This is a genomic window from Streptomyces sp. NPDC047130 (assembly GCF_040643475.1).
GTDB lineage: Bacteria > Actinomycetota > Actinomycetes > Streptomycetales > Streptomycetaceae > Streptomyces.
The window spans coordinates 71,076-95,324 of record NZ_JBEYUK010000002.1; the positions used below are offsets into that span (position 1 = coordinate 71,076).

18 protein-coding genes and 1 pseudogene are annotated in these 24,249 nt (G+C 74.7%); 8 read left to right on the top strand and 11 right to left on the bottom strand.

Going from position 1 to position 24,249, the window contains the following annotated elements; genetic code table 11:
* Positions 1-19: 19 nt before the first annotated feature.
* The 7 genes from murD to rsmH all read right to left on the bottom strand — a co-directional run bounded on the left by murD (position 20) and on the right by rsmH (position 9,222).
* Entirely contained in the window at positions 20-1,453 is a 1,434-nt protein-coding gene (gene murD / locus ABZ836_RS02865) for a UDP-N-acetylmuramoyl-L-alanine--D-glutamate ligase (RefSeq protein ID WP_361138660.1), read from the bottom strand.
* The gene (gene mraY / locus ABZ836_RS02870; protein WP_356130823.1) at positions 1,435-2,508 is read right to left on the bottom strand and encodes a phospho-N-acetylmuramoyl-pentapeptide-transferase; all 1,074 of its coding nucleotides are present in this window, start codon (positions 2,506-2,508) and stop codon (positions 1,435-1,437) included. Before mraY ends, murD begins: the two co-directional genes overlap by 19 nt.
* Entirely contained in the window at positions 2,505-3,923 is a 1,419-nt protein-coding gene (gene murF, locus ABZ836_RS02875; RefSeq protein ID WP_356130821.1) for a UDP-N-acetylmuramoyl-tripeptide--D-alanyl-D-alanine ligase, read from the bottom strand. The genes mraY and murF overlap by 4 nt, the downstream gene beginning before the upstream one ends.
* A gap of 4 nt (positions 3,924-3,927) precedes the next feature.
* Positions 3,928-5,496, bottom strand: coding sequence for a UDP-N-acetylmuramoyl-L-alanyl-D-glutamate--2,6-diaminopimelate ligase (locus tag ABZ836_RS02880; RefSeq protein WP_356130820.1), 1,569 nt, complete (start codon positions 5,494-5,496; stop codon positions 3,928-3,930).
* A gap of 150 nt (positions 5,497-5,646) precedes the next feature.
* On the bottom strand, positions 5,647-7,620 hold the full coding sequence (locus ABZ836_RS02885; protein WP_356130818.1) for a penicillin-binding protein 2: 1,974 nt from the start codon (positions 7,618-7,620) through the stop codon (positions 5,647-5,649).
* A 5-nt stretch (positions 7,621-7,625) separates the two neighbouring features.
* The gene (locus ABZ836_RS02890) at positions 7,626-8,231 is read right to left on the bottom strand and encodes a septum formation initiator family protein (protein ID WP_356130816.1); all 606 of its coding nucleotides are present in this window, start codon (positions 8,229-8,231) and stop codon (positions 7,626-7,628) included.
* 25 nt (positions 8,232-8,256) lie between these two features.
* Positions 8,257-9,222 carry a 16S rRNA (cytosine(1402)-N(4))-methyltransferase RsmH gene (gene rsmH, locus ABZ836_RS02895; RefSeq protein ID WP_356130814.1) on the bottom strand — a complete coding sequence of 322 codons (966 nt, stop codon included), beginning with the start codon at positions 9,220-9,222 and terminating at the stop codon, positions 8,257-8,259.
* A 428-nt stretch (positions 9,223-9,650) separates the two neighbouring features.
* On the opposite strand from rsmH, the gene ABZ836_RS02900 reads away from it, so the two are divergent.
* From ABZ836_RS02900 to ABZ836_RS02915, 4 genes are all read left to right on the top strand, one after another.
* Complete coding sequence (locus ABZ836_RS02900; RefSeq protein WP_356130812.1) at positions 9,651-10,202, top strand: carbonic anhydrase; 552 nt, start codon at positions 9,651-9,653, stop codon at positions 10,200-10,202.
* A gap of 323 nt (positions 10,203-10,525) precedes the next feature.
* Positions 10,526-11,509 (top strand): MoxR family ATPase, encoded by a 984-nt coding sequence (locus ABZ836_RS02905; protein WP_361138667.1) that lies wholly within the window; start codon positions 10,526-10,528, stop codon positions 11,507-11,509.
* Positions 11,509-12,846 (top strand): DUF58 domain-containing protein, encoded by a 1,338-nt coding sequence (locus tag ABZ836_RS02910; RefSeq protein ID WP_361138670.1) that lies wholly within the window; start codon positions 11,509-11,511, stop codon positions 12,844-12,846. The genes ABZ836_RS02905 and ABZ836_RS02910 overlap by 1 nt, the downstream gene beginning before the upstream one ends.
* Positions 12,847-12,851: 5 nt before the next feature.
* Positions 12,852-15,167 (top strand): DUF3488 and transglutaminase-like domain-containing protein, encoded by a 2,316-nt coding sequence (locus tag ABZ836_RS02915; protein WP_361138673.1) that lies wholly within the window; start codon positions 12,852-12,854, stop codon positions 15,165-15,167.
* 275 nt (positions 15,168-15,442) lie between these two features.
* On the opposite strand, the gene ABZ836_RS02920 is transcribed toward ABZ836_RS02915, so the two are convergent.
* From ABZ836_RS02920 to ABZ836_RS02935, 4 genes are all read right to left on the bottom strand, one after another.
* Positions 15,443-16,039 carry a DUF4126 domain-containing protein gene (locus tag ABZ836_RS02920; RefSeq protein ID WP_356130805.1) on the bottom strand — a complete coding sequence of 199 codons (597 nt, stop codon included), beginning with the start codon at positions 16,037-16,039 and terminating at the stop codon, positions 15,443-15,445.
* A 256-nt stretch (positions 16,040-16,295) separates the two neighbouring features.
* Positions 16,296-16,907, bottom strand: a complete 612-nt coding sequence (locus ABZ836_RS02925) for a TetR/AcrR family transcriptional regulator (protein WP_356130803.1) — start codon at positions 16,905-16,907, stop codon at positions 16,296-16,298.
* Between the two features lie 11 nt (positions 16,908-16,918).
* Positions 16,919-19,003, bottom strand: a complete 2,085-nt coding sequence (locus tag ABZ836_RS02930) for a YhgE/Pip domain-containing protein (protein ID WP_361138677.1) — start codon at positions 19,001-19,003, stop codon at positions 16,919-16,921.
* A complete protein-coding gene (locus ABZ836_RS02935; RefSeq protein ID WP_361138681.1) occupies positions 18,975-20,258 on the bottom strand; it encodes an ATP-binding cassette domain-containing protein in 1,284 nt (427 codons plus the stop codon). Before ABZ836_RS02935 ends, ABZ836_RS02930 begins: the two co-directional genes overlap by 29 nt.
* An 87-nt stretch (positions 20,259-20,345) precedes the next feature.
* Between ABZ836_RS02935 and ABZ836_RS02940 the strand changes: the two are divergent.
* The 4 genes and pseudogenes from ABZ836_RS02940 (at position 20,346) to ABZ836_RS02955 (ending at position 24,181) form a co-directional block, all read left to right on the top strand.
* A pseudogene (locus tag ABZ836_RS02940) lies at positions 20,346-20,845 on the top strand (SAV_6107 family HEPN domain-containing protein).
* A 75-nt stretch (positions 20,846-20,920) separates the two neighbouring features.
* Positions 20,921-21,682, top strand: coding sequence for a methyltransferase (locus tag ABZ836_RS02945; protein ID WP_356130797.1), 762 nt, complete (start codon positions 20,921-20,923; stop codon positions 21,680-21,682).
* Positions 21,683-21,991: 309 nt separating this feature from the next.
* On the top strand, positions 21,992-22,393 hold the full coding sequence (locus tag ABZ836_RS02950) for a DUF3040 domain-containing protein (protein ID WP_356131116.1): 402 nt from the start codon (positions 21,992-21,994) through the stop codon (positions 22,391-22,393).
* Positions 22,394-22,618: 225 nt separating this feature from the next.
* Positions 22,619-24,181 (top strand): NAD(P)/FAD-dependent oxidoreductase, encoded by a 1,563-nt coding sequence (locus ABZ836_RS02955; RefSeq protein ID WP_361138685.1) that lies wholly within the window; start codon positions 22,619-22,621, stop codon positions 24,179-24,181.
* The last annotated feature ends 68 nt before the right edge of the window (positions 24,182-24,249 follow it).

The window sequence follows — 24,249 nt, forward strand, 5'->3', positions numbered from 1 at the left end:
CCCCGACCGCCCTCCGGCGTCAGCCCAGTTCGCGTACGGCCGTCTCGAACGCCTCACCACGGACGTTGTAGTTGGCGAACATGTCCATCGACGCGCAGGCGGGGGCCAGCAGCACCGTGTCGCCCTTCCGGGCGAGGGCGCGGGCCTCGGCGACGGCGGCGGCCATCGCCCCGTCGTCGGTGCGGTCGAGGTCGACCACCGGCACGTCGGGGGCGTGGCGTTCCAGCGCCTCGCGGATCAGCGCCCGGTCGGCACCGATCAGCACCACGCCGCGCAGCCGCTCGGCCGCCTTGGCCACCAGTTCGTCGAAGGTGGCGCCCTTGGCGAGCCCGCCGGCGATCCACACCACGGACGCGTAGGACGCCAGGGAGGCCTCCGCGGCGTGCGTGTTGGTGGCCTTGGAGTCGTCCACGTAGGCGACGCCGTCGACGTCGGCGACGTGGGCGATGCGGTGGGCGTCGGGGCGGAAGGCGCGCAGGCCGTCGCGGACCGCGGTGGCCGGGACGCCGAAGGCGCGGGCCAGGGCAGCGGCGGCGAGGGCGTTGGCGATGTTGTGCGGCACCGACGGCCGGACGTCGGTGACCTCGGCGAGCTCCTGGGCGTTCTTCTGCCGGTTCTCGACGAAGGCCCGGTCGACCAGGATGCCGTCCACCACGCCGACCTGGGAGGGGCCGGGGGTGCCGAGGGTGAAGCCGATGGCGCGGCAGCCCTCCTCGACGTCGGCCTCGCGCACCATGTCCTCGGTGGCCTGGTCGGCCGCGTTGTAGACGCAGGCGACCTGGTTGCCCTCGTAGACGCGGCCCTTGTCGGCGGCGTACGCCTGCAGGGAGCCGTGCCAGTCGAGGTGGTCGGGGGCCAGGTTGAGGACGGCGGCCGAGTGGGCGCGCAGCGAGGGCGCCCAGTGCAGCTGGTAGCTGGAGAGCTCGACGGCGAGCACGTCGTACTCGGTGTCGCCGAGCACGGCGTCCAGCAGGGAGACCCCGATGTTGCCGACGGCGGCGGTGCGCAGTCCGGCGGCCTCCAGGATGGAGGCGAGCATCCGGGTGGTGGTGGTCTTGCCGTTGGTGCCGGTGACGCAGAGCCAGGGGGCGGGGGTGCGGCCGTCCAGGTCGCGCAGGCGCCAGGCGAGTTCGACGTCACCCCAGACCGGCACGCCGGCCTCGGCGGCGGCGGCGAACAGCGGCTTGTCGGGCCGCCAGCCGGGCGCGGTGACGATCAGTTCGGCGCCGTCGGGCAGGGTGTCCCCGTCGCCGAGCCGGACGGTGACGCCCAGCTCGGCGAGTTCGGCCGCCTGGGCCCGGGCGCGCTCGTCGTCGCCGTCGTTGACGACGGTGACGTGCGCTCCCAGCCCGGCGAGCACCTTGGCCGCCGGGACGCCGGAGACGCCGAGTCCGGCGACGATGACGTACTTCCCCCGCCACTCCTGGCTGTGGGTCACTTGTTGGCCGCCCATCCCGCGTAGAAGATGCCGAGTCCGACGATCACGCACATGCCCTGGATGATCCAGAAGCGGACCACCACGAGGACTTCGGACCAGCCCTTGAGTTCGAAGTGGTGCTGCAGTGGTGCCATCCGGAAGACGCGCTTGCCGGTCAGCTTGAAAGAGCCGACCTGGATGACCACCGACATGGTGATGAGGACGAACAGACCGCCCAGCAGCGCGAGCAGGAGCTCGGTGCGGGAGCAGATCGCGAGGCCGGCCAGCGCGCCGCCGAGGGCGAGCGAACCGGTGTCGCCCATGAAGATCTTCGCCGGCGAGGTGTTCCACCACAGGAAGCCGAAGCAGGCGCCCATCAGGGCCGCGGCGACCACCGCGAGGTCCAGCGGATCGCGCACCTCGAAGCAGGCGTTCGGGTTGGTGAGGGTCGTCGCGTTGGCGCAGGACTCCTGGAACTGCCAGACGCCGATGAAGGTGTAGGCGCCGAAGACCATCACCGAGGCGCCGGTGGCGAGGCCGTCGAGGCCGTCGGTGAGGTTCACGCCGTTCGACATGGCGAGGATCATGAACAGCGCCCAGACCACGAACAGGACCGGGCCGATCGACCAGCCGAAGTCCTCGACGAACGAGATCCGGGTGGACGCCGGGGTGTTGCCCCGGATGTCCGCGAACTGCAGCGAGAGCACCGCGAAGGCGACGCCCACGATGAGCTGGCCGGCCATCTTCGCCTTGGCCCGCAGGCCCAGCGAACGCCTCTTGACGATCTTGATGTAGTCGTCGAGGAAGCCGACCAGGCCCATGCCGGCCATCAGGCCGAGGACCAGCAGACCGGAGAGCGTGGGCTCGTAACCGGTGATCAGCTTGGCCGCGAAGTAGGCGACGATCGTCGCCAGGATGAAGGCGATGCCGCCCATGGTGGGCGTGCCGCGCTTGCTGTGGTGCTCGCGCGGGCCGTCGTCGCGGATGTACTGGCCGTAGCCCTTCTTGGCCAGCAGCTTGATCAGCAGCGGTGTGCCGATCAGGGTCAGGAAGAGACCGATGACTCCCGCGAACAGGATCTGCTTCATCATCGGGCGGCGACCTCACCCTCGAGCAGCGCCTCGGCGACCTTCTCGAGCCCCACCGACCGGGACGCCTTCACCAGGACGACGTCCCCCGGTCGCAGCTCGCTGCGCAACAGGTCGATCGCCGCCTCTGCGTCGGACACGTGCACCGACTCCTCACCCCACGAACCCTCGTTGTATGCGCCCAGTTGCAGCCAGCGGGCCTCCTGGCCCCCGACCGCGACGAGCTTGCCGACATTGAGCCGGACGGCGAGCCGTCCGACGGCGTCGTGCTCGGCGAGCGCCTCGTCCCCGAGCTCGGCCATCTGGCCGAGCACCGCCCACGTGCGGCCCCCCTTGGCCCGTGCCGTCTCACCCATGGCGACGAGCGCGCGCAGGGCGGCTCGCATGGACTCGGGGTTCGCGTTGTAGGCGTCGTTGACGACGGTCACGCCGTCCGGGCGCTCGGTGACCTCCATCCGCCAGCGGGAGAGGGAGTCCGCCTCGGAGAGCGCGAGGGCGATCTCTTCCGCGGACATGCCCAGCTCATGGGCGACGGCGGCCGCGGCGAGCGCGTTCGACACGTGGTGCTCACCGTACAGGCGCATGGTCACATCGCTGCACCCGGAGGGTGTGTGGAGGCGGAACGCGGGGCGTCCGGTGTCCGTGAGTCGGACGTTCTCGGCGCGAACGTCCGCTTCGTCCGCCTCGCCGAAGAAGACCGTCTTCGCCGTGGTGCGGGAGGCCATGGCCTTGACGTACGGATCGTCCATGTTGAGCACGGCGATGCCGCCGTCCTCGGCGGACGGCAGCGCCTCGACCATCTCGCCCTTGGCCTGGGCGATCTGCTCCCGGCCGCCGAACTCGCCGATGTGGGCGCTGCCCACGTTGAGCACGACGCCGATCCGCGGCGGGGTGAGGCCGCAGAGGTAGCGAATGTGGCCGATGCCGCGCGCGCCCATCTCCAGCACCAGGAAACGGGTTTCCGCGGTGGCGCCGAGCGCGGTGAGCGGGAGCCCGATCTCGTTGTTCAGCGAGCCCGGCGTCCAGACCGTGGGCGCCTTGCGGCCGAGCACCTGGGCGATGAGGTCCTTGGTGCTGGTCTTCCCGGCGGACCCGGTGAGGGCGACGAGGGTGGCGCCGAGCCGGTTCACCACGTGGCGGGCGAGGGCGCCGAGGGCGGCCTTGACGTCGTCCACGACGATCGCGGGCACGCCGACGGGGCGGGACGCCAGCACGGCGACGGCTCCCGCCTCGACGACCTGCGCGGCGAAGTCGTGGCCGTCGACGCGCTCGCCCGCGAAGGCGGCGAAGAGGCTTCCTGGCGTCACGTCACGGGAGTCGCGGACGACGGATCCGGTGACCTTGACGGACGGATCCGGTATGTCGTGCGTCTGCCCGCCGACGGCTTCTGCGATCTCGGCGAGGGAGAGGGCGATCACTGGTTCATCCCTGGGTCTGCTGGGGTGCCTGGGTCTTCTGGATGGCTTCGCGGAGGACCTGGCGGTCGTCGAAGGGCCGGACGACGCCGGCGATGTCCTGGCCCTGCTCGTGGCCCTTGCCGGCGACCAGCACGGTGTCGCCGGGTCCGGCGAGGGCGACGGCGGCCTCGACGGCCGCCGCGCGGTCCTCGAAGACCCGCACCTCGCCGCGTTCGTGGGCGGGCACCGAGGCGGCGCCCTGGAGCATGGCGGCGAGGATCGACAGGGGGTCCTCGGAGCGGGGGTTGTCGGAGGTGAGCACGGCGGTGTCGGCGAGGCGGGCCGCGGCGGCGCCCATCGGGCCCCGTTTGGTGGTGTCGCGGTCGCCGCCGCAGCCGATGACGACGTGCACGCGTCCCTCGGTGACCTGGCGCAGCGCGCGCAGCACCGATTCGACGGCGTCGGTCTTGTGGGCGTAGTCGACGACGGCCAGGTAGGGCTGGCCGGCGTCCACGCGCTCGAGCCGGCCGGGCACGCCGGGCACCGCGGCGACGCCGTCGGCGGCGGCCTGCGGGTCGAGTCCGGCGGCGGCCAGCGCCACGATCGCGGCGAGGGTGTTGGCCACGTTGAACCAGCCCGGCAGCGGGGCGCGGGCGGTGATCCGCTCGCCCTTGGGGCCGACGGCGGTGAACGTGGAGTCCAGCGGGCCGGTGGTGACGTCCTCGGCACGCCAGTCGGCGTCGGGGCTGCCGTCGGCGGAGTAGGTGATCACCGGGACGGTGGCCTCGTGGGCGAGGCGGCGGCCGTACTCGTCGTCGACGTTGACCACGCCGAGGCGGCTGCGCTCCGGGGTGAACAGGGCGGCCTTGGCCCGGAAGTAGTCCTCCATGTCCGGGTGGAAGTCCATGTGCTCCGGGCTGAGGTTGCTGAAGACGGCGACGTCGAAGACGCAGCCGTCGACCCGGCCCAGCACCAGCGCGTGGCTGGAGACCTCCATGGCGACGGCCTCCACGCCGCGTTCGCGCATCACCGCGAAGAGGGCCTGGAGGTCGGTGGCCTCGGGGGTGGTGCGCTCGGACTTGATGCGCTCGTCGCCGATCCGCATCTCGACCGTGCCGATCAGTCCGGTGGAACGGGCGGTGCGCAGGCCGCCCTCGACCAGGTAGGCGGTGGTGGTCTTGCCGGAGGTGCCGGTGATGCCGATCTGCAGCAGGGCGTCGCCGGGGCGGCCGTAGACGGTGGCGGCGAGTTCGCCCATCCGGCCGCGCGGATCCTCGGTGACGAGGACCGGCAGGCCGGTGGCGGCGGCGCGGTCGGCGCCGGCCGGGTCGGTCAGCACGGCGGCGGCGCCGAGGGCGGCGGCCTGGGCTGCGAAGTCGGCTCCGTGGGCGCGCGCGCCGGGCAGGGCGGCGTACAGGTCGCCGGGGCGGACCGCGCGGGAGTCGTGGGTGATGCCGGTGACCTCGGCGGCGCCCGCCGGGTCCGGGGCGCCGAGTGCGCGGGCCAGCTCGCCGAGGGGGGTCGCGGCGGCCCGGGCGGGCCTCGGCGGCCCCGCGGGCTTCTGGTCGTGGGGGGACTGATCAGCTTGTGGCACGGCGGTGAGCGTACCGGGCGCGGGGGCGCCGGAGCGAAGCGAGGGGCCGGGCGGGGCGTGACCGGATCCGTCGGCGGGGCCGGGACCGGAGGTGATCGTCGTCACGGGCTTACCTGCTGTTCTGGGTCGTGCTGGCGGTGTGCTGCGTGCTCAGGGTTCGAAGGTGACGGGCAGTCGGGCCGGTTCCTCTCCGGTGGGCGGGACCTGGAGGGTCTTCAGGGCGAACTCCATGACCTGCTTGTGCACGGGGCCGCAGATCTGGCCGCCGAAGTGGCTGCCCTCGGTCGGGTTCTGGATGACGCAGTAGACGGTGACGCGCGGCTTGTCGGCGGGGGCGAACCCGGCGAAGGAGGAGGTGTAGCCGCGGTACTTGCCGGTGACCGGATCCACCCGGTTGGCGGTGCCGGTCTTGCCGGCCACCCGGTACCCGGGGATGCGGGCCTTGGTTCCGGTGCCCTCGCCGTCGTCGACGACGGACTCCAGCATCCGGGAGAGCGTGCGCGCCGTCTTCTCGCTGACCACCCGGGTCTTCTTCGGTTCGTCGGCCGGGGTGAAGGCGCCGTCGGGGCCGCGCGTGCCGCGGACCAGGGTGGGTTCCACCCGGACGCCGCCGTTGGCGACCGTCGAGTAGACGGAGGCCGCCTGGAGGGCGTTGATGGAGACGCCCTGGCCGAACGGGATGGTGTACTGCTGCGAGGTCGACCAGTCACCGGGCGGGGCCAGGATGCCGGGTGTCTCGCCCGGGAAGCCGAGCCCGGTGGGCTGACCGAGGCCGAACTTGCGCAGGTAGGAGTGGAGGACCTGGTTGGCCTCCTTCTGCGTGTCGCCGAGCTGGCCGGTGGCCATGATGGTGCCGATGTTGCTGGACTTGGCGAGCACGCCGTTGAGCGTGAGGTGCCAGGTCTCGTGGTCGACGTCGTCGCGGAAGAGCCGGTCGCCTCGGTGGAGCCGGTTGGGGACCGTGACATGGGTGCCGGGGGTGGCCACGCCCTCGTCGAGGACGGCGGCCATGGAGATCACCTTGGCGGTGGAGCCGGGTTCGAAGGCGTCCTCCACGGCGGCGTTGCGCAGCGCCGCGGGGTCGGCCCGCGAGAGGTCGTTGGGATCGAAGCCCGGGGCGTTGGCCATGGCCAGGATCTCGCCGGTGCCGGTGTCCTGGACGATGACGTAGCCGCGGTCCGCCTTGGACCTGGCCACCTGGTCGGAGATCGCCTTCTGCGCCGCCCACTGGATGTCCCGGTCGAGGGTGAGCTCGACGGTGGAGCCGGGCACGGCGGGCTTCTCGCTCAGTCCGGCCGTGGGCACCTGGCGGCCGCCGGACTGCGCGTAGCGGATCTCGCCGTCGCGGCCGGCCAGGGCCTCCTGGAGCTGCCGTTCGATGCCGCCGCCGCCCGCGCCGTCGGCGTCGACCCAGCCGAGCACCGCGGCGGCCAGGTCGCCGTTGGGGTAGACGCGCTTGCTGCTGGGGGCGGAGAAGACGCCGGCCAGCACGTTGACCACGCTCTTGTCCTCGCCGGCCTGGCGGGCGAGCTCGGCCTTGAGGTCGGCGATCTGCTGCCACTCCTGGGGAGTGCGCCGCCGGGCCAGCAGCACGTACATGGTGTTCTCGGTGCGCAGCTTGCGGGCGAACTCCGCCTGGTCCTGCTCGTCGCCGCCGAGGACCTGGGCGAGCAGTTCGGCGGCCTTCTCCGGGGCGTCGTCGACGCCGGTGGCCTTGCGGGTGAACATCGTGGGGTCGGCGGTGATGTCGTTGGCGTCGACGCTGCTGGCCAGGGCGACCCCGTTGCGGTCGGTGATGCCGCCGCGTACCGCCTCGACCTTCTGGTCGACGTAGCGGTTCTGCTGCGCCTTGGCGGTGTAGGTGCTCGCGTCCACGGCCTGCACCTGGAGCAGCCGCACCAGGAAGGCGGCCAGCACCAGGGTGAGCGCCACGCCGATCAGCCGGAGCCGGGGGCGGGGGCTGCCGAGGCGCAGGGGCTTGGCGCCGGACGGGCGGCGCGGGGGTGCGGGCCGTCCGCCGCCGCGGCCGCCGGCTCCGGACGTGCGGCGGCCCGCCTGGCCGGCGGGGCGGCCCTGCCGGGCCGGCGCGGGGACGCGGCGTCGCTGGGCTTGCCTGTCGGGCACTTCCGTCACCTGCCGGGGGTCGGAGAACTCGGGTCGGACGCCGCGGGGCCCCGGGACGACGAGGGCGACCCGGCCGCGGATCCCGGCCTCGGGGTGGACGCCGGGCCGGAGGCCTTCGGTTCCCCGCTGCCGGAGGGGGCCGCGGAGCCGCCCGGTCCGGCGGCCTCGGACGGGGTCCCGGACGTGGATCCGGACGGGGACGCGGACCGGTCGGCCGCCTGGCTGGTCCCGGTCGGCGAGGGCGCGGCGCTGGCGCGGCCGGGCTCGCCGCGGACGGTGCCGTCCGGCTCCAGGAAGGCGGGGTCGCCGCCGGGCACCATGCCGAGTTCCTGGGCGCGGCGGGCCAGCGCGTCGGGCGCCGCGTAGGCGTCCACGTCGCGCTGCAGGGCCTGCTCCTCGTCGGTCAGCGTCTTGGTCTCCTGGCGCAGGTCGGAGAGGCGGAACGACCCCTCGCTGAGCGCCGAGTTGAGCAGCAGCAGGGCGATCAGTCCGCCACCCAGCAGGGTGACCACCAGCAGGACGAACGGAGTGCGGGCCGCCTGGCTGGTCCCGGTGGGCAGCAGCGCCGCCAGCCGTGCCGCACGCCCCCTGAGCTGGGGCTTCCCGCTCATCCGACCTCCTCGTGGTGACCGGTGCTCACCGGACGTCCTCCCTGATCCGCTCCGCCCCGCGGAACCGGGCGGGCGCGGCCCGGCTGTTCTCCGCGATCTCCTCGTCGGTGGGCAGCTCGGCGCCGCGGGTGAGCAGCTTCAGGCGCGGCTGGTACTCCTCGGGGACGACCGGCAGCCCGGCCGGCGCGGTGGAGGCGGCGCCGGCCGCGAAGACCTGCTTGACCAGCCGGTCCTCCAGGGAGTGGTAGGAGAGCACGCCGATCCGCCCGCCGACCGCGAGCGCCCGCACCGCGGCGGGGACGGCCCGCTCCAGCACGCTCAGTTCGCCGTTGACCTCGATGCGCAGGGCCTGGAAGGTCCGCTTGGCCGGGTTGCCGCCGGTGCGCTTGGCGGCCTGCGGCAGGGCGTCGCGGATGACCTGCACCAGGCGGGCGCTGTTCGAGAAGGGTTCCTTCTCGCGCTCCCGGACGACGGCGGAGACGATCCGCTTGGCCTGCTTCTCCTCGCCGTAGGCGCGCAGGATGCGCACGAGCTCGCCGGGCGGGTAGGTGTTGAGGACCTCGGCGGCGCCGATGCCGGTGGTCTGGTCCATGCGCATGTCGAGCGGGGCGTCCTGGGCGTAGGCGAAGCCCCGGTCGGCCTCGTCGAGCTGCATCGAGGAGACGCCGAGGTCGAACAGGATGCCCTGGACGCCGTGCCTGCGGGGGATGCCGAGGCGGTCGAGGACCTCGGGGAGCTCGTCGTAGACGGCGTGCACCAGGGTGGCGCGGTCGCCGAAGGGGGCGAGCCGCTCGCCGGAGAGCCGCAGGGCCTCCTTGTCGCGGTCCAGGCCGATCAGCCGCACCTCGGGGAACCTGGTGAGCATGGCCTCGCTGTGCCCGCCGAGGCCGAGGGTGCAGTCGATCACGACCGCTCCCGGCCGCTCCAGGGCGGGCGCCAGGAGGTCCAGGCACCGCCGGAGCATCACAGGGACATGTCGGCTCTCGCTCAAGGGGCCCTCTCAGGTCCGCGCGGCGATACGCGCGACCGGGTCCCCGACCGCTCGCGAAGGGAAGGCCTGCCGGCGCCGGGAGCGTCGGCCGGCCGGGAGCGGGAGGAGGCCGAGCCGCACGTACGCGCCGCGCACGTGGGGAGGTCCTGGGCCGCCTCGGCCCGGGCCCTCCGGAATTCAGTCCAGCGGGGAGAGTCTCGCGTGTCTCGCCTCCCGCTTCGCGTCACTTTAGTCCACCCTGTCTGCCGGTCAATCAACTGCCCTGCGAGTCGCCCCGCGGCGGGACGATGTCGCCTCCGCACGGCACGGTTCACCCGTGCGGCGCAGCGCACTCCACCCTTGTGGGTTACCTCACACAGAAGATCCACGGCTCTCTTTGTCCCCTTCCGCAACTGTCGGTGCGGGATGCGGCCAGTAACGTCTTCCTCATGTCGACTTCTGCTTCTGCCGGCTCCCCCGCCCCCACCTCCGGTGCCGACTCCCGCAGCACCGTGACCGACCGCCTGGTCGAGGCGAACGAGCACTACGCCAAGGCCTTCACCGACCCCGGGATGGACGCCCGCCCGGTTCTCCAGGTGGCGGTCGTCGCCTGCATGGACGCCCGTCTCGACCTGCACGCCGCGCTCGGCCTCGATCTCGGCGACTGCCACACCATCCGCAACGCGGGCGGCGTGGTCACCGACGACGTGATCCGCTCCCTGACCATCAGCCAGCGCGCCCTCGGCACGCGCAGCGTGGTGCTGATCCACCACACCGGCTGCGGCCTGGAGACGCTGACCGAGGAGTTCCGGCACGAGCTGGAGATGGAGGTCGGGCAGCGCCCGACGTGGGCGGTGGAGGCGTTCCGCGACGTGGAGCAGGACGTCCGGCAGTCCATCCAGAAGGTGCGGACCTCCCCGTTCCTGCTGCACACCGAGGACGTCCGCGGTTTCGTCTTCGACGTGCGGACCGGTCTGCTGCGGGAGATCGACGCGGCCTGACGCGACACCACGCGGCTGACGCCGCTGACGCGGCACCACGCGGCTGGCGCGGCCGACGCTGCCGACGCGGCGCTCGGGTGTTCACGCCCGGTCCGGGTTCTTCCCGGGCCGGGCGTTCCGTCGTCCCGCGTGCTCCCTCCGTGTCCCCCGTGCGGGTGACAAACCCTGCCGTAGTCGCACGAGTTGTCCACAGGGCGCGCGGGCTCCGGGCCGCTGTTTTCCACACGTCATGACAGGTGGGACCTCGGCGAACAAGAATGCGAGCGGGGGACCCCGGGCTTCGCCGGCCCCCTTGGGGATTCGACGGGGCCGAGGAGGGCCGGGTGACGGGCTATGACGACCGAGGGAACCTTTCCGATCTGACCGCGACGGTGGAGCGGATACGGGAAGCGGTCGAGCGGGTGATCGAGGGCAAGCCGGAGGTCGTGCGGCTCTCGCTGACCGTCCTGCTCGCCGAGGGACACCTGCTGATAGAGGACGTGCCGGGCGTCGGCAAGACCATGCTGGCCAAGGCGCTGGCGCGAGCGGTCGACTGCTCGGTGCGCCGCATCCAGTTCACCCCCGACCTGCTGCCGTCGGACGTCACCGGCGTGTCCATCTGGGACCAGCAGCGGCGGGACTTCGAGTTCAAGCCGGGCGCGATCTTCTCCCAGATGGTGATCGGCGACGAGATCAACCGCGCCTCCCCCAAGACCCAGTCGGCGCTGCTGGAGTCCATGGAGGAGCGTCAGGTCACCATCGACGGGCAGACCTATCCGCTGCCCAGCCCGTTCATGGTGGTGGCCACCCAGAACCCGGTGGAGATGGAGGGCACCTACCCGCTGCCGGAGGCGCAGCGGGACCGGTTCATGGCCCGGGTCTCCATCGGCTACCCCAGCGCGGACGCCGAGCTGAGGATGCTGGACGTGCACGGCGGGGCGTCCCCGCTGGAGGACCTCCAGCCGGTGGCGCACGCGCACGACGTGGTGAAGCTGATCGAGACGGTCCGCGAGGTGCACGTCTCGGAGCCGGTCCGCCGGTACGCGGTGGAGCTGGTGTCCGCGACCCGCGCCCACACGGACCTGAGACTGGGCGCCTCGCCGCGCGCCACCCTGCACCTGCTCCGGGCGGCGAAGGCGTCGGCGGCCCTGGGCGGGCGGGAGTTCGCGCTCCCCGACGACGTCCAGGCGCTGGCACCGGCGGTGCTGGCGCACCGTCTGCTGCCGACGGCGCAGGCCCAGTTGGGCGGGCGGACGGCGGAGATGGTGGTGCGGGAGATCCTGGGCCGCACGCCGGTGCCCGCCTCCCCGGGCGCGCGGAGTCTGTGATGGCGCCCGGGGGGCGGCAGGCCGCGCGGGGCGGGGTGCGGGTGGCGCTGGCGGGGCTGACCACCCGGGGGCGTTCGTTCCTCGCCGCGGGGATCGCGGCGGGGGTGTGCGCGTACGTGCTGGGCCAGGAGGACCTGCTGCGGGTGGGGCTGCTGCTGGCGGCGCTGCCCCTGCTGTGCGCCGTCGCGGTGCACCGGACGAGGCACCGGGTGACGTCCTCGCGGCGGCTGACGCCGGCGCGGGTGCCGTCGGGCGGCGAGGCGCGGGTGCATCTGCGGGTGGACAACGTTGCCCGGCTGCCCACCGGGCTGCTGATGCTGCAGGACCGGGTGCCGTACGTGCTGGGGCCGCGGCCCCGGTTCGTGCTGGACCGCATCGAGCCGGGCGGGCGGCGCGAGGTGTCCTACCGGGTCCGCTCCGACCTGCGGGGGCGGTATCCGCTGGGCCCGCTGGAGCTGCGCCTGGCCGACCCCTTCGGGATGTGCGAGCTGACCCGGTCCTTCGCGGCGCACGACATGCTGACCGTGGTGCCGCAGGTCGAGCCGCTGCCGCCGGTGCGGCTGGGCCGCGGCGCCCAGGGGCTGGGTGACGGACGGCAGCGGTCGATGGCGGTGGGCGGCGAGGACGACGTGCTGCCGCGCGGCTACCGGTACGGGGACGACCTGCGCCGGGTGCACTGGCGGTCCACGGCTCGGTACGGCGAGCTGATGGTGCGCCGTGAGGAGCAGCCGCAGCGGGCCCGGTGCACGGTGCTGCTGGACACGCGACGCACCGCCTACCGGGGGGCCGGGCCGGGTTCGGCGTTCGAGTGGTCGGTGTCCGGCGCGGCCTCGGTGCTCACGCACATGCTGCAGCGGGGCTTCTCGGTGCGGCTGCTGACCGACACGGGCACCCAGGTGCCCGGGGAAGGCACGGCCGTGTTCGGGGGCGCCGGCGCGGAGACGGCCGAGGCGGCGGGGCTCCTGATGGACACCCTCGCGGTCATCGGCCACTCGGAGGGGGACGCGCTGTCGGCCGCGCAGGACGTGCTGCGCGGGAGCGACGAGGGGCTGCTGGTCGCCTTCCTGGGCGCTCTGGACGAGGAGCAGGCGCGGATCGTGGCCCGGATGCGGCACCGCACCGGCGGCGCACTGGCCTTCCTCCCGGAGGACACGGCGGACGGCGAGGACGAGGAGGACCCGTCCGAAGGGTCCGCCGGGACGGCTCCGGGTGCCGAGCGGGCGCTGCGGGAGGCGGGCTGGACGGTCGTGCGGGCGCCGCGCGGCGCCCCGATGGCCTCGGTGTGGCAGCAGGCGGACCGGGAACGCACGGGCGTGTCGGGAGGCGGTGACCGGTGATGGGCGTGACGACGAGGATGACGCTGGCCTCGGCGGCGGCGACGCTGCTCACGGCGATGGCGCTGGTGCCGCTTACCGAGGAGGGCACCTGGTATCCGAAGGCGGTCGTCGCGGTCGCCGTGCTGGCGGGCGCGGGCAGGCTGGCCAGGCTGTCCTCGATGCCCCGGCCGACGGTGGTCGCGGTGCAGCTGGTGGTCTCCGCGGCGCTGCTGTCGTTCCTCTTCGCCCGGGAGCAGGCGGTGGCCTGGCTGCTGCCCGGGCCCGAGGCGGTGCGGCGCCTGGGGGCGCTGCTGCGGCAGGGCGTCGAGGACGTCGGCGGCTACGCGACCCCCGCGCCGCTGACCGAGGGGATAGCGCTGCTGCTGATCGGCGGGGTGCTGCTGATCGCGCTGCTGGTGGACGCCCTCGCGGTGACCTACGGTCTGACCGCCCCGGCCGGGCTACCGCTGCTGGCGCTGTACTCGGTGGCAGCGGGCCTCGCGGACGAGGGCGGCGCAGGGGCGTTCGCGTTCGGCGCGGCGGCTGCCGGATACCTGGCGATGCTGCTCGCCGACGGGCGTGAACGCCTCACCCGGTGGGGCAGGACGTTCGGCGGCGGGCCCGCCTCGTCCGCGCGGACCGGGCAGCGCACGGGGCGCCGGATCGGCGTGGCCGCCCTGGGCGTGGCGCTGCTGGCGCCCGCGGCGATGCCCTCGCTCGGCGGCAGCCTGGTGGCCGGCCTGGGCTCCGGGGGCGGCACGGGCGGCGGCGGACGCGGCCCGGCCAGCTCGGTCGACCTGCTGCTGACGCTGCAGGACAACCTCAACCAGACCGACGACCGCACGGCCCTGACCGTGCGGAGCACCTCGGACCGCACGCACGACATGTACCTGCGGATCACTTCGCTGGACGAGTTCGACGGCGCCACCTGGAAGGCGTCGCCGCGGCGGACGATCCCGCTGCCGGACCGCTTCCCCGGCCCGCCCGGCCTGGACCCGCAGGTGCGGCGGACCGAGGTGACCAGCCGGATGTCGGCCGCCGACTGGTACGGGCAGAAGCACCTGCCGATGCCCTATCCGGCCGCCTGGGCCGAGGCGGACGGCGACTGGCGGCTCGACCCGGTGGGGCTGACCGTGGCCGGCGACGGGGACGCCAGCACCCGGGGTGAGTCCTGGGAGGTGGCGAGCCTGGAGGTCCGGCCGACCCGCGAGCAGTTGGCCTCCGCGCCGCCGCCGGGTCCGGAGCTGCGGAACTTCACGGAGCTGCCGGCCTCGCTGCCCGAGGAGGTCGCCGCCACGGCGCGTCAGGTCACCGAGGGGTCGCGGAACGCCTACGAGCAGGCGGTCGCGCTGCAGGACTGGTTCGCGGTCACCGGCAACTTCACCTACGACACCCAGGTCGACGTGGGCACCGGCTCGGACGCGATCGTCCGGTTCCTCGACCGGCGCACCGGCTTCTGCGTCCACTTCTCCTTCGCGATGGCCTCGATGGCGCGGTCGCTGGGCATCCCCGCCCGGGTGGCCGTGGGCTTCGCGCCCGGTTCCGAGCAGGGCGACGGCAGCGTCGAGGTGAGCCTGCGGGACGCGCACGCCTGGCCGGAGCTGTACTTCGAGGGCGTGGGGTGGACCCGGTTCGAGCCCACGCCGTCGCGGGGCACCGTGCCGGACTACACGCTGCCCGAGACCACGCCGGGGGCGACGGCCCAGCCGGAGGAGGAGGCCGCCGAGGAGGACGAGCTGACGGCGCCCCGTCCGCAGCCCTCCAGCTCCGCGAGCTGCACGGCGGAGAGGCAGCGGCTGGGGGCGTGCCCGGACCAGGAGGAGACGGCGGTCGCCGCCGGTGACGACGGGTCCGGGTGGCCCGGAGCGCTGCTGTGGACGGCCGTCGCGGTGGCCGCGGTGCTGCTGCCGCTGTCGCCGATACTGTGGCGCAGGCGGGTACGGGCGTCGCGGCTCGAAACACCGCTCAGGGGCGAGGCCGACGTGCTGCCGCACACCCTGCGGGTGTGGCGCGAGCTCACCGACACCGCCTGGGACCTCGGGATACCGCCGGACGACTCGCTGACGCCGCGGCGCGCGGCGGAGCGGATCGTGCGGGCCGGACAGCTCGACGCGGCCACGGCGGAGGCGGTGCACCGGGTGGCCACGGCGGTGGAGCGGGTGCTTTACGCGCCGCGGGCGCGGGCGGCGCCGGGGCTCGCGGCGGACGTGCGGAAGGCGTGTGCGGCGCTGCGGGCCTCGATGAGCCGGAGCACGCGGTTCCGCGCCACGTTCGCCCCGCGCTCGGCGGCCCGCATCCGCCAGGGCCTGTCCACCCGGACCTGGCGCCCCCGGCGCGCCTGAACGACCCCGCGTCGTGCGCGCCCGCGTCGTGCGGCCCCGCGTCGTGCGCGCCCGCGCGACGCGGGAGTTCGGCATCCGGGCCGGGGGCTCGGGCGTCCAGGCCACCCCCCTGCCCGGGTGGGGCGCGTGACTGCCGGCGGATGAGCCGGGCGTCCTCCTGCGGCGGTACGGCTCGGCCGGAGAGCGACCACGGCAGGCTGCCGGGGACGGTGGGGCTCCGCGGTACGGCCGCCTCACGGCTGCGGGGCCCCTGCGACGGTCGGCGGCGTGCGGGGTCAGAGGTGGGCGCGGTGGCGTTCCTCGCGGCGGACGGCCCGGCGCCGGAGGAAGCGGCGGATGCGGGAGGCGAGGAACAGCAGCGCCACCAGGCCGGCGAGCAGCGACGCGGCGGCCACGACGGCCGCGGCGAGCGGGTGGAAGATCGCCAACGTCACCACGGCGGCCACGCCGAGGTCCTCGGCGACGCTCACCAGGACGTTGCTGAACGGCTCGGGCGAGCTGTTGACCGCCATCCGCGTCCCGGCCTTGACCAGATGGCTGACGAGCGCGGTGGAACCGCCGAGCGCTCCGGCCGCCAGGTCGGGGAGCGACCCGCTCTGCCCGGCGAGCAGCGCGCCCACCACCGCCCCGGAGACCGGCCGCACCACGGTGTGCACGGCGTCCCACGCCGAGTCCAGGTACGGGATCTTGTCGGCCACCGCCTCGCAGAGGAAGAGCACCCCGGCCGCGACCAGGACGTCGGTGCGCTGCAGCGCCTGCGGCACCTCGTCGGTCAGTCCGGCCGCGCCGAAGAGGCCGAGCAGGAGGACGACGGCGTAGGCGTTGATCCCGCTGGCCCAGCCACTGGTGAACACCAGGGGAAGTACGGACACGTCCGTGATGGTAGACGCGCCCCGGGCCCGCCGTCTGAGTAGCCGTACTCAGACGGCGGGTTGAGTATCCGAGCGGATGGGCCCGGTCCGGGCGGACCGGCAGAGTACTGCCGCGGGGGAGAGGGGCACCGCGCCACCGGTACCGCCGGCACGGGGCGGCGGAACCGGTGCGCGTGCCCCACCCGCGCTGCCCCACCCGCGCGCGGGCTCCGGCCGCCCGGCGCGGTCGCGGCCGCCCGTCGGCGTGCGGCGCCGCTCAGCGGCAGCCGGCCACCCGCCCCTGCAGCAGCAGCGAGAGCGCGCCGTGCACGTCGTCCAGCGACCGCTCCGGCTGGAACGCCAGCCAGTCCAGCGCCGCGACCAGGACCATGCCCACCAGCGCGGCCGCCGTCAGCGAGACGTCGATCTCGTCGCTGAACTCCCCCGCCTCGACGCCCTCCCGCAGCACCGCCTCGACCACCGCGACGGCCTCCTGCCGGACCACCATCAGCGTCTCCTGCCAGGCCCGGTTGGTCCGCCACAGCTCGGCGACGTAGAGCTGGGTGAAGGCCGGGTAGCGGTGGATGAAGACCAGGCCGGCCCGGATCATCGCGTCCAGGGCGTCGACCCGGCTGCCGCCGCTCGCCGTGGTCTCCTCGGCGGCCGCGCGCAGTGAGGCGGTGAGGAGCCCGACGCCGTGGCGGAGCAGTTCCTCGAAGAGCACGGACTTGCTGGCGAAGTTGTAGTAGACGGTGCCCTTGGCGACCCCGGCCCGCTCGGCGATCTCGTCCACCGTGGTGGCGGAGAAGCCCTGCTCGGCGATGAGGGTCACGGCCGCCTCGTAGAGCTTCTGCTTGGTGGCGGCGCGGCGGCCGGTGCTGCTGTTCATGCCGACGATTGTCACAGACTCAGCTCCGGACGCAGCCGGCCGAAGTCCCACACCTGCTTGCGCCGGGCCGCCACCGTGGTCAGCGCGAGGGCGCCCGCGGTGTAGGCGAGGAGCACGGCGCAGGCCACGAGCACGGGGGCGGTGTCGCCGCCGGTGATCAGGCGGCGCAGCGCCGTCACCACGTGACTCATCGGCAGGTACGGGTGGATCGCGGAGAAGAAGCCGGGGCTGGTCTCCACCGGGTAGGTGCCGCCCGCCGAGGTCAGCTGGAGCATCAGCAGGGCGAGCACCAGGATCCGGCCGGCCGCGCCGAAGCGGGCGTTGAGCCACTGCACGATCGCCGTGAAGCAGAGGGTCACCAGCAGCAGGAAGCCCACGGTGGCGGCGGCCCGGGTCATGTGGAGCCCGATTCCCCAGTGCAGGACCGACATCAGCGCGGTCACCTGGAGCACGCCGAGCGCGGCCACCGGCAGCCAGCCGGCCACGGCGATCCGCCACCCCGGCGCACCGGCCGCCAGCGCCCGGCGGTTGAGGGGCTGGATCAGCATGTAGGCGACCATCGCGCCGACCCACAGGGCGAGCGGGATGAAGTACGGCGCGAAGGCGGTGCCGTAGTTGGCGGCCTGGTGGAGCTGGGAGTTGGCCAGCCGGACGGGGTCGGCCATCACCTCGGTGCGCCGGTCGCGGTCGGCCTCGTCGAGGTCGGGGATCTTCTCGGCGCCCTGGTGGAGGCCGCCGGCGAGTTCGCCGGAGCCGTCGACCAGTCGGTAGATGCCGCCGTCGAGGTTCTCGGCGCCGGTTTCGAGGGCGCCCACGCCCTGGTCGAGGTCCTCGGCCCCGGAACGGGCGTTGCCGAGGCCGGAGCGGAGGTCCTTCGCCCCGGCGGCGACCTTCTTCGCGCCCTCGTTCAGCGCGTTGACCTTCTCGACGGCGTCGTCCAGGTCCTCGGTGAGGTGCGGGGCGCGGTCGGCGAGGGCGTCGGCCTGCTTCTCCAGGTCGGCGAGGTTCTTGTCGAGCCCGGAGAGGTCGCCGTTCTGGTCGGCGATCAGCCGGTCGACGTCGGCGGCGACCGCGGCCACGTCGGCGGCGGCGTCCTTGGCCTTCTTCAGGTCGGGGCAGGCCGGGTCGGGCAGCGGGGAGTCCTCGCAGCGGGTGCGGTGGATGCCGTCCAGGGTCTGTGCGGCCGCGGCGGAGGCGCGGGCCGCCTCGGGGGCGGTCGTCGCGAGGGTGTCGAGGTTGGCGCGGACGGCGGCGGCCGAGTCGGCGACCAGCCGGGCGGTGTCGGCGATGGTCCGCTCGTTCTTCTCGAGGAACGGGCGGACGGTGTCCGCGACGCCGTTGACCGTGCCGGCCAGCTTCTCGGTGCCGTCGGCGACCTGGCGGGAGCCGGTGGCGAGGTCGCCGGCGCCGGAGTGGAGGCGGCGCAGGCCCTTGGACAGGTCCTCGCTGCCGGTCCGCGCCTCGCCGAGGCCGCCGGCCAGGTCCTCGGAGCCCTTCTTCGCCTTCTCGATGCCGCCGGCCAGGTCGTCGGCGCCGGTGGCGGCCTTCTCGGTGGCCTCGTGGATGTCGGAGAACGAGACGAAGATCCGGTCCAGGAAGGTGCGGGTCGCCTTGTCGGCGGCGGCGGTGCGGACCTCCGCGAAGACGGTGCGGGAGATCTGGCCGACGATGTAGTTGTTGGCGTCGTCGGTCCGCACTTCCAGGGCGCCGGCCCGCGGGTCGTCGGTGGCGCCGGAGGCGATGCGCTCGCTGAAGTCGGCGGGGACGGTGAGCGACAGGTAGTAGGCGCCGCTCCGCACTCCCTCGCGGGCCTTCTCGGGGCTCACCTCGTGCCAGTCGAACACGCCGCTGTCGTGCAGCCCTTCGGCGATGTCGTCGCCCGCCGTCAGCCGCTCCCCCTCGGCGGTGGCGCCGCGGTCCTGGTTGACCAGGGCGACGGGGACCCGGTCCAGGTTCCCGTAGGGGTCCCAGAAGGACCACAGGTACAGCGCGCCGTACAGCAACGGCAGCAGCACCATGGAGACCAGTGCGGCCCGGGTCAGCCGGCCCCGGCCGAACCGCCGCAGCTCAAGCGCGGCCAGTCGTGGCGTGCGCATCCGCCTCCTCCTCCCCACTCCGGCCCTCACGGGCTCGCTCGGTGTCCGTGTCCCGCTCCGCCCGGCCGGCCGGCCGCCCCGACCGGGCTCCCCCGTCCGCACCCGCCGCGGCCCTGCCGCCCCGCCCGGTCTCCTCGCCCCGCCCGGCCTGCTCGGCCTGTTCGCTCCGCCCGGCCTGGCCCGCCTGCTCAGCCTGCCCGGCCCGCTCGGCCTCGGCCCCCCGCTCGCTCTGCCCGGCCCGCTCGGTCCGCCTGGCCTGTTCGCTCTGCCTGGCCTGCTCGGCCTTCCGGGCCTGCTCGGCCCGCTCGGTCTCGACCCGCTCGCCCTGCCCGGCCCGCTCGGTCCGCCTGGCCTTCTTGGTCCGCGCGACCTGCTCGGCCCGCCCGGCCTGGCCCGCCTGCTCAGCCTGCCCGGCCCGCTCGTTCCGCTCCGTCGGCCCGGCCTGGCCTCCCGGCTTCGGGCACTCGCCCTCGCCCGCCGGGCCGCCCCCCGCCGCGCCGTCCTCGGCCGAGGCGGTCTCCCGCACGTCGGTGCGGACGACCACGTCCGCCTCCGGCAGGACCTCGCGGCAGGCGGCGAGGACGGTGACGCCCCGTGCGGTCAGGGCGGAGAACATCGCCGTCGCCGCCGCCCGCTCGGAGGCCGTGAGGCCCAGGTCGGCGTCGTCCACGGCCACCACGGCGGGGCGGTCGGGCCGCCCCAGCAGGGCGAGGGCCACCGACAGCCGCAGCTCCTGCTCCCGGGAGAGGTCCCGCACCGCCGTGCGGCCGCCCTTCGGCAGGTCGGCCAGGCCGAGCCCGACATCCTCCAGCGCGGCCCGCACCCGCGCCGCGTCCGCCGCGGCCCGCACCCGCGGCGGACGCAGCAGCCCGCGGAGCAGGTCGGCCGCCGTACCCCCGTACCGGCGGCCGACCAGGACCCGCTCGCGCAGGTGCTCCGCGACCGTCAGCGCCGGGTCGAGGTCCGTGACACCCGGCACGTTGGCCACGCCGGTCACCCGGCGGACCTCCGCCATCCGCTTCGGCAGCACGCGTCCCGCCACCTCCGCCGTGCCCTCGGTGGGCCGCATCCGCCCGGTGAGGGCCAGCAGCAGCGCCGTCCGCCCGGACCCGGAGGGGCCGGTGACGGCCACCAGGGATCCCGGCTCCGCCTCGAAGGCCACTCCGCGGAAGGCCCAGCCCCGAGGCCCCTTCACCCCGAACCCCCGGGCGGCGACGCCCGTGGCGGGCGGCGGCCCGTCCCCCTGCCGGCTCACACGCATGCACCTCAGCTCTTTGCACTGACTGGTCAGTGCAAAAACTAGCCTGCACCGCCCCCAGGGGCAAAACCGCAGGTCAGCCCGATTGTCAGTGCCGCGGCGCAGGATAGGACCAGACAGGACAGATACTGTCGTACGACGACAGGAGGTTCGTCATGACCCATCCGGTGGTCCGCCGGGCGTCCGCACCGCCCGCCGGCCTCGACCTGCTCGCCCGCGCCCGGACGGGCCTGGACCGCGCCCTGCTCCTGACCACGCCCAACGAGCGCTACGCCGCGGCCCACCTCGCGGCGCTCCGCGGGGCCGCCGCCGTCCTCGCGGTCCGCGCCGACCCACTGCCCGAGCCGCGCCGTCGCCGCCGGACGCCGATACGCAGCGCCTGGGAGGTGCTGGCCCAGGCGGCTCCCGAGCTGAGGGAGTGGGCGGCGTTCTTCGCGGCCGGCGCCGACCGCCGGGCCCGCGCCGAGGCCGATCTCCCGCACGCGGTCTCCGCGCGGGAGGCGGACGACCTGATACGCGACGTGGCCGTCTTCCTCCGCCTCGTGGAGCGGGCGACCGGGCTGACCGGCGGGGACGCCCATTAGGGTGGGGGCATTCGCCGGCCCGCCCCGCTCCCGGGGCCGGGCGGCCACCGATCGCCCCGCCGAGGAGTCACCGCCGTGTCGGACCCGATGCGCCCCCGCGCTTCTCTCCGTACCGCCGTGGTCTGGGAGGTCCTGAAGGACGCCCTGGACCGCCACGCCAAGACCGGCGACGGCCGCCCCCTGGACGTCCTCGACACCGGCGGCGGCAGCGGCAACTTCGCCGTGCCCGTCGCCGCGCTGGGACACCGGGTCACGGTCGTCGACCCCAGCCCCGACGCACTCTTCGCCCTGGAGCGCCGTGCCGCCGAGGCGGGTGTGGCCGACCGGGTGAGGGGAGTCCAGGGAGACGTCCACGGCCTGTTCGACGTGGTGGACCGCGCCGCCTACGACGCGGTGCTCTGCCACGGCGTGCTGGAGTACGTGGAGGACCCCGCGGAGGGCCTGCGCAACACCGCGGCCGCCCTGCGCCCCGGTGGTCTGCTCAGCCTGCTGGCGGCGGGCCTGGGCGGCGCGGTGCTCTCCCGGACCCTCGCCGGCCACTTCGAGGAGGCCAAGCGGGCCCTGCAGGACCCGGACGGACGCTGGGGCGACGGCGACCCGGTCCCGCACCGCTTCACCGTCGACCGGCTGACCTCGCTGGTCGAGGAGAGCGGCCTGCGGGTCGGCGCGGTGCACGGCGTGCGGGTCTTCTCGGACCTGGTGCCCGGGGTCCTGGTGGACACCGAGCCCGGCGCCCGGGAGGCCCTGCTGCGCCTGGAGGCGGCGGTGGCCTCGCTGGAGGCCTTCCACTCGGTCGCCACCCAGCTCCACGTGCTCGCCGAGGCGTCCGGATCCTGACGTCCGGTGCCCGCCCTGCGGTGCGCGGCCCCGGCGTCCACCGTCGCCCCGCCGTGATCTGCGGCGCGGCGTCGGACGGGATGGACCGTGAGCCCTGCCGACCGGCCGAAAGCCCCGTATGATCGGTGGCAGACCGCCGGGCATGACGGGCGGGCCCGCGGGGAATGAACGTTCCACGGGGTCCGGCCGACCATGACCGGAACCGGTTGCCAAATGGCGTAGAGGGGCGGGTTTCACGGGGGCGATTCCCTGCCTATCCTGGAGGGGACCCCCGGTCGCCCCGGCGACTGCACGATGAGGAGGACTCCCGTGCCGCTCTCGGAGCACGAGCAGCGCATGCTCGAGCAGATGGAGCGAGCGCTGTACGCCGAAGATCCCAAGTTCGCGACAGCGCTCGAGGGAAGCGGGCTGCGCACGTACACCCGGCGACGGGTTTACCAGGCGGTCGCGGGCTTCCTCGTAGGTATCGCGCTCCTCATGACCGGAATGGTCGCCCAGCAGATCTGGATCGGCGTGGTGGGCTTCCTGGTGATGCTGGGCTGCGCCGTGCTGGCCGTGACCGGCTGGCGCAAGGGCCCCAAGCCGGGCGAGCAGCCGGCCGCCGACGCCCCGGGCGTTCCCGGAGCCGCCGCGACGGCGCGCAAGAGGTCCGTGATGGATCGCATCGAGCAGCGCTGGCAGCGCCGCCGGGACGATCAGCAGGACCGGTAGCCATCAGCTTCCGAGGGGCGCCCGCACAGCCGGGCGCCCCTCTTGGCATGCCCGAAAGGAATCCGCCGCTCGCGCGGCACCTCGGCGAGCCGCCGCCGGGCCGTCCTTCCCGCCCGTGGGACAGCGCCCGTGCGTGCCCTCCCGACCCGCACCGTTCCGTGCCGTCCCGTACCGTCCCGTGCCCGTCGGAAGGTGCGGGTCCGGGCGGTCATAGACTCACGCTCCATGGGACGGGTTGCAGTGATCGGCGCCGGAATGGGCGCCATGGCGGCCGCCGCGCGTCTGGCCGTGGCCGGCCACCGCGTGACGGTGTACGAGCGGACGGACACCTACGGAGGCGCGCTGCGCCGCCGTGAGCGGGACGGTTTCGCCTTCGACACCGGCCCGGGCCTCCTCCCCCTGCCGGCCGTGTACCGCGACCTCTTCGTCAAGACCGGCAAGGAGCCGCTGGAGGAGTGCGTCGAACTGGTCCAGACGGACCCCTCGGCCCGCCACGTCTTCCCCGACGGCACGCGGGTGGACCTGCCCAACGCCTCCCGGGCCGGTGTGGTCGCCGCGCTGGAGGAGAGTCTGGGCCGGGGCGCGGGGCAGCGCTGGGGCGACTTCCTGGTGCGCGGCCGCGAGGCGTGGGACCGTACCCGCCGCCCGCTGCTGGAGGAGCCGCTGTGGCCGAACTGGGACGTGCTGGCCGGGCGTGAGCCGTATCCGGCCGTCCCGCACCGGCGCCTGCTGCGGACCCGGCAGGCCGCCACCCTGGCCCAGGTGGGCGCGTGGGAGCTGGGCGACGCCCGGCTGGCGCGGCTGCTGGAGAGCCATGCCCTGGCCTACGGGCTGGACCCGCGCACGGCTCCGGCGAGCGCGGCGGTGCTGCCGTACATGGAGCACGCCTTCGGCGTCTGGTACGTCCGCGGCGGCCTGCGGGAGCTGGCCCGCGCGGTGCACGAGCGCTGCGTGGCCCGGCGGGTGGAGTTCCGCTTCGGCACGGAGGTGGTGCGCGTGGTGGAGAAGGACGGCCGGGCGGCGGGCGTGGAGCTCGCGGACGGCACGGTCGAGGAGGCGGACCAGGTGGTGCTGGGCGTGCGCCCGGGCCTCGTGGCCTGCCCGCACGAGGCTCCGTCGGAGGGCGAGGTCCCGCCGCGTCCGGCCGACGGGCCCGTGCCGGGCCGGCTCACGGTGCTGCTGGCGCTGCGGGGCGGGCGGGACGCGGACGCGGTGCACCGCACCGTGGTCCACTCGCCCGACCGGGACGCCGAGGTGGAGGCCCTGTTCGGCAGGGCCCCGGCCGGACGGCGGGGCGGCGGCACTCCGACGGTCACCGTCCTGCGCCCCGACGACCCGGCGCTGCGGCCGGACGGGAACCACGAGTCCGCGGTGCTGACCGCGACGGTGCCGGCCGGCCTCGGGCCCGCGGAGGCCGAGCGGCCGGAGGATCGGCCGGGGGACCGGTTGGGGGACCGGTCGGCCGAGCAGTGGTCGGAGCCGTTGGCGGAACTGATGCTGACGGCGGCGGAGGCCGCCGTTCCGGGGCTGCGGGAGCGGCTGCTGTGGCACGAGGTCCGCACCCCCGCGGACACCCGGCGCGAGACCGGCACCGAGGGCGTGCCGGCCCCCGCGCTGGCCGGCGGCGGGGCGGCGCTGCTGCACCCGGGCAACGCCACGCGTCTGCCGGGTCTGCACCGGGTGGGCGGCTGGTCCCACCCCGGCGGCGGCCTCCCGCACGCGGGCATGTCCGGCGCGCTGGTGGCCGGCCTCGTCGTGGAGGGCCCGGACTTCCGCGGCTCTCAATGAGCGGCACCTGAAGGCGGCACCTGAAGGCTTCGCGGGGCACCCGGCCGCCCGCACCGGCGAACGAGCGA

Bases quoted from the DNA above. Each gene is read 5' to 3' on its own strand.
- murD (WP_361138660.1), bottom strand. From the start codon at position 1,453: ATGGGCGGCCAACAAGTGACCCACAGCCAGGAGTGGCGGGGGAAGTAC.
- mraY (WP_356130823.1), bottom strand. From the start codon at position 2,508: ATGATGAAGCAGATCCTGTTCGCGGGAGTCATCGGTCTCTTCCTGACC.
- ABZ836_RS02890 (WP_356130816.1), bottom strand. From the start codon at position 8,231: ATGAGCGGGAAGCCCCAGCTCAGGGGGCGTGCGGCACGGCTGGCGGCG.
- ABZ836_RS02900 (WP_356130812.1), top strand. From the start codon at position 9,651: ATGTCGACTTCTGCTTCTGCCGGCTCCCCCGCCCCCACCTCCGGTGCC.
- ABZ836_RS02910 (WP_361138670.1), top strand. From the start codon at position 11,509: ATGGCGCCCGGGGGGCGGCAGGCCGCGCGGGGCGGGGTGCGGGTGGCG.
- ABZ836_RS02925 (WP_356130803.1), bottom strand. From the start codon at position 16,907: ATGAACAGCAGCACCGGCCGCCGCGCCGCCACCAAGCAGAAGCTCTAC.
- ABZ836_RS02930 (WP_361138677.1), bottom strand. From the start codon at position 19,003: ATGCGCACGCCACGACTGGCCGCGCTTGAGCTGCGGCGGTTCGGCCGG.
- ABZ836_RS02955 (WP_361138685.1), top strand. From the start codon at position 22,619: ATGGGACGGGTTGCAGTGATCGGCGCCGGAATGGGCGCCATGGCGGCC.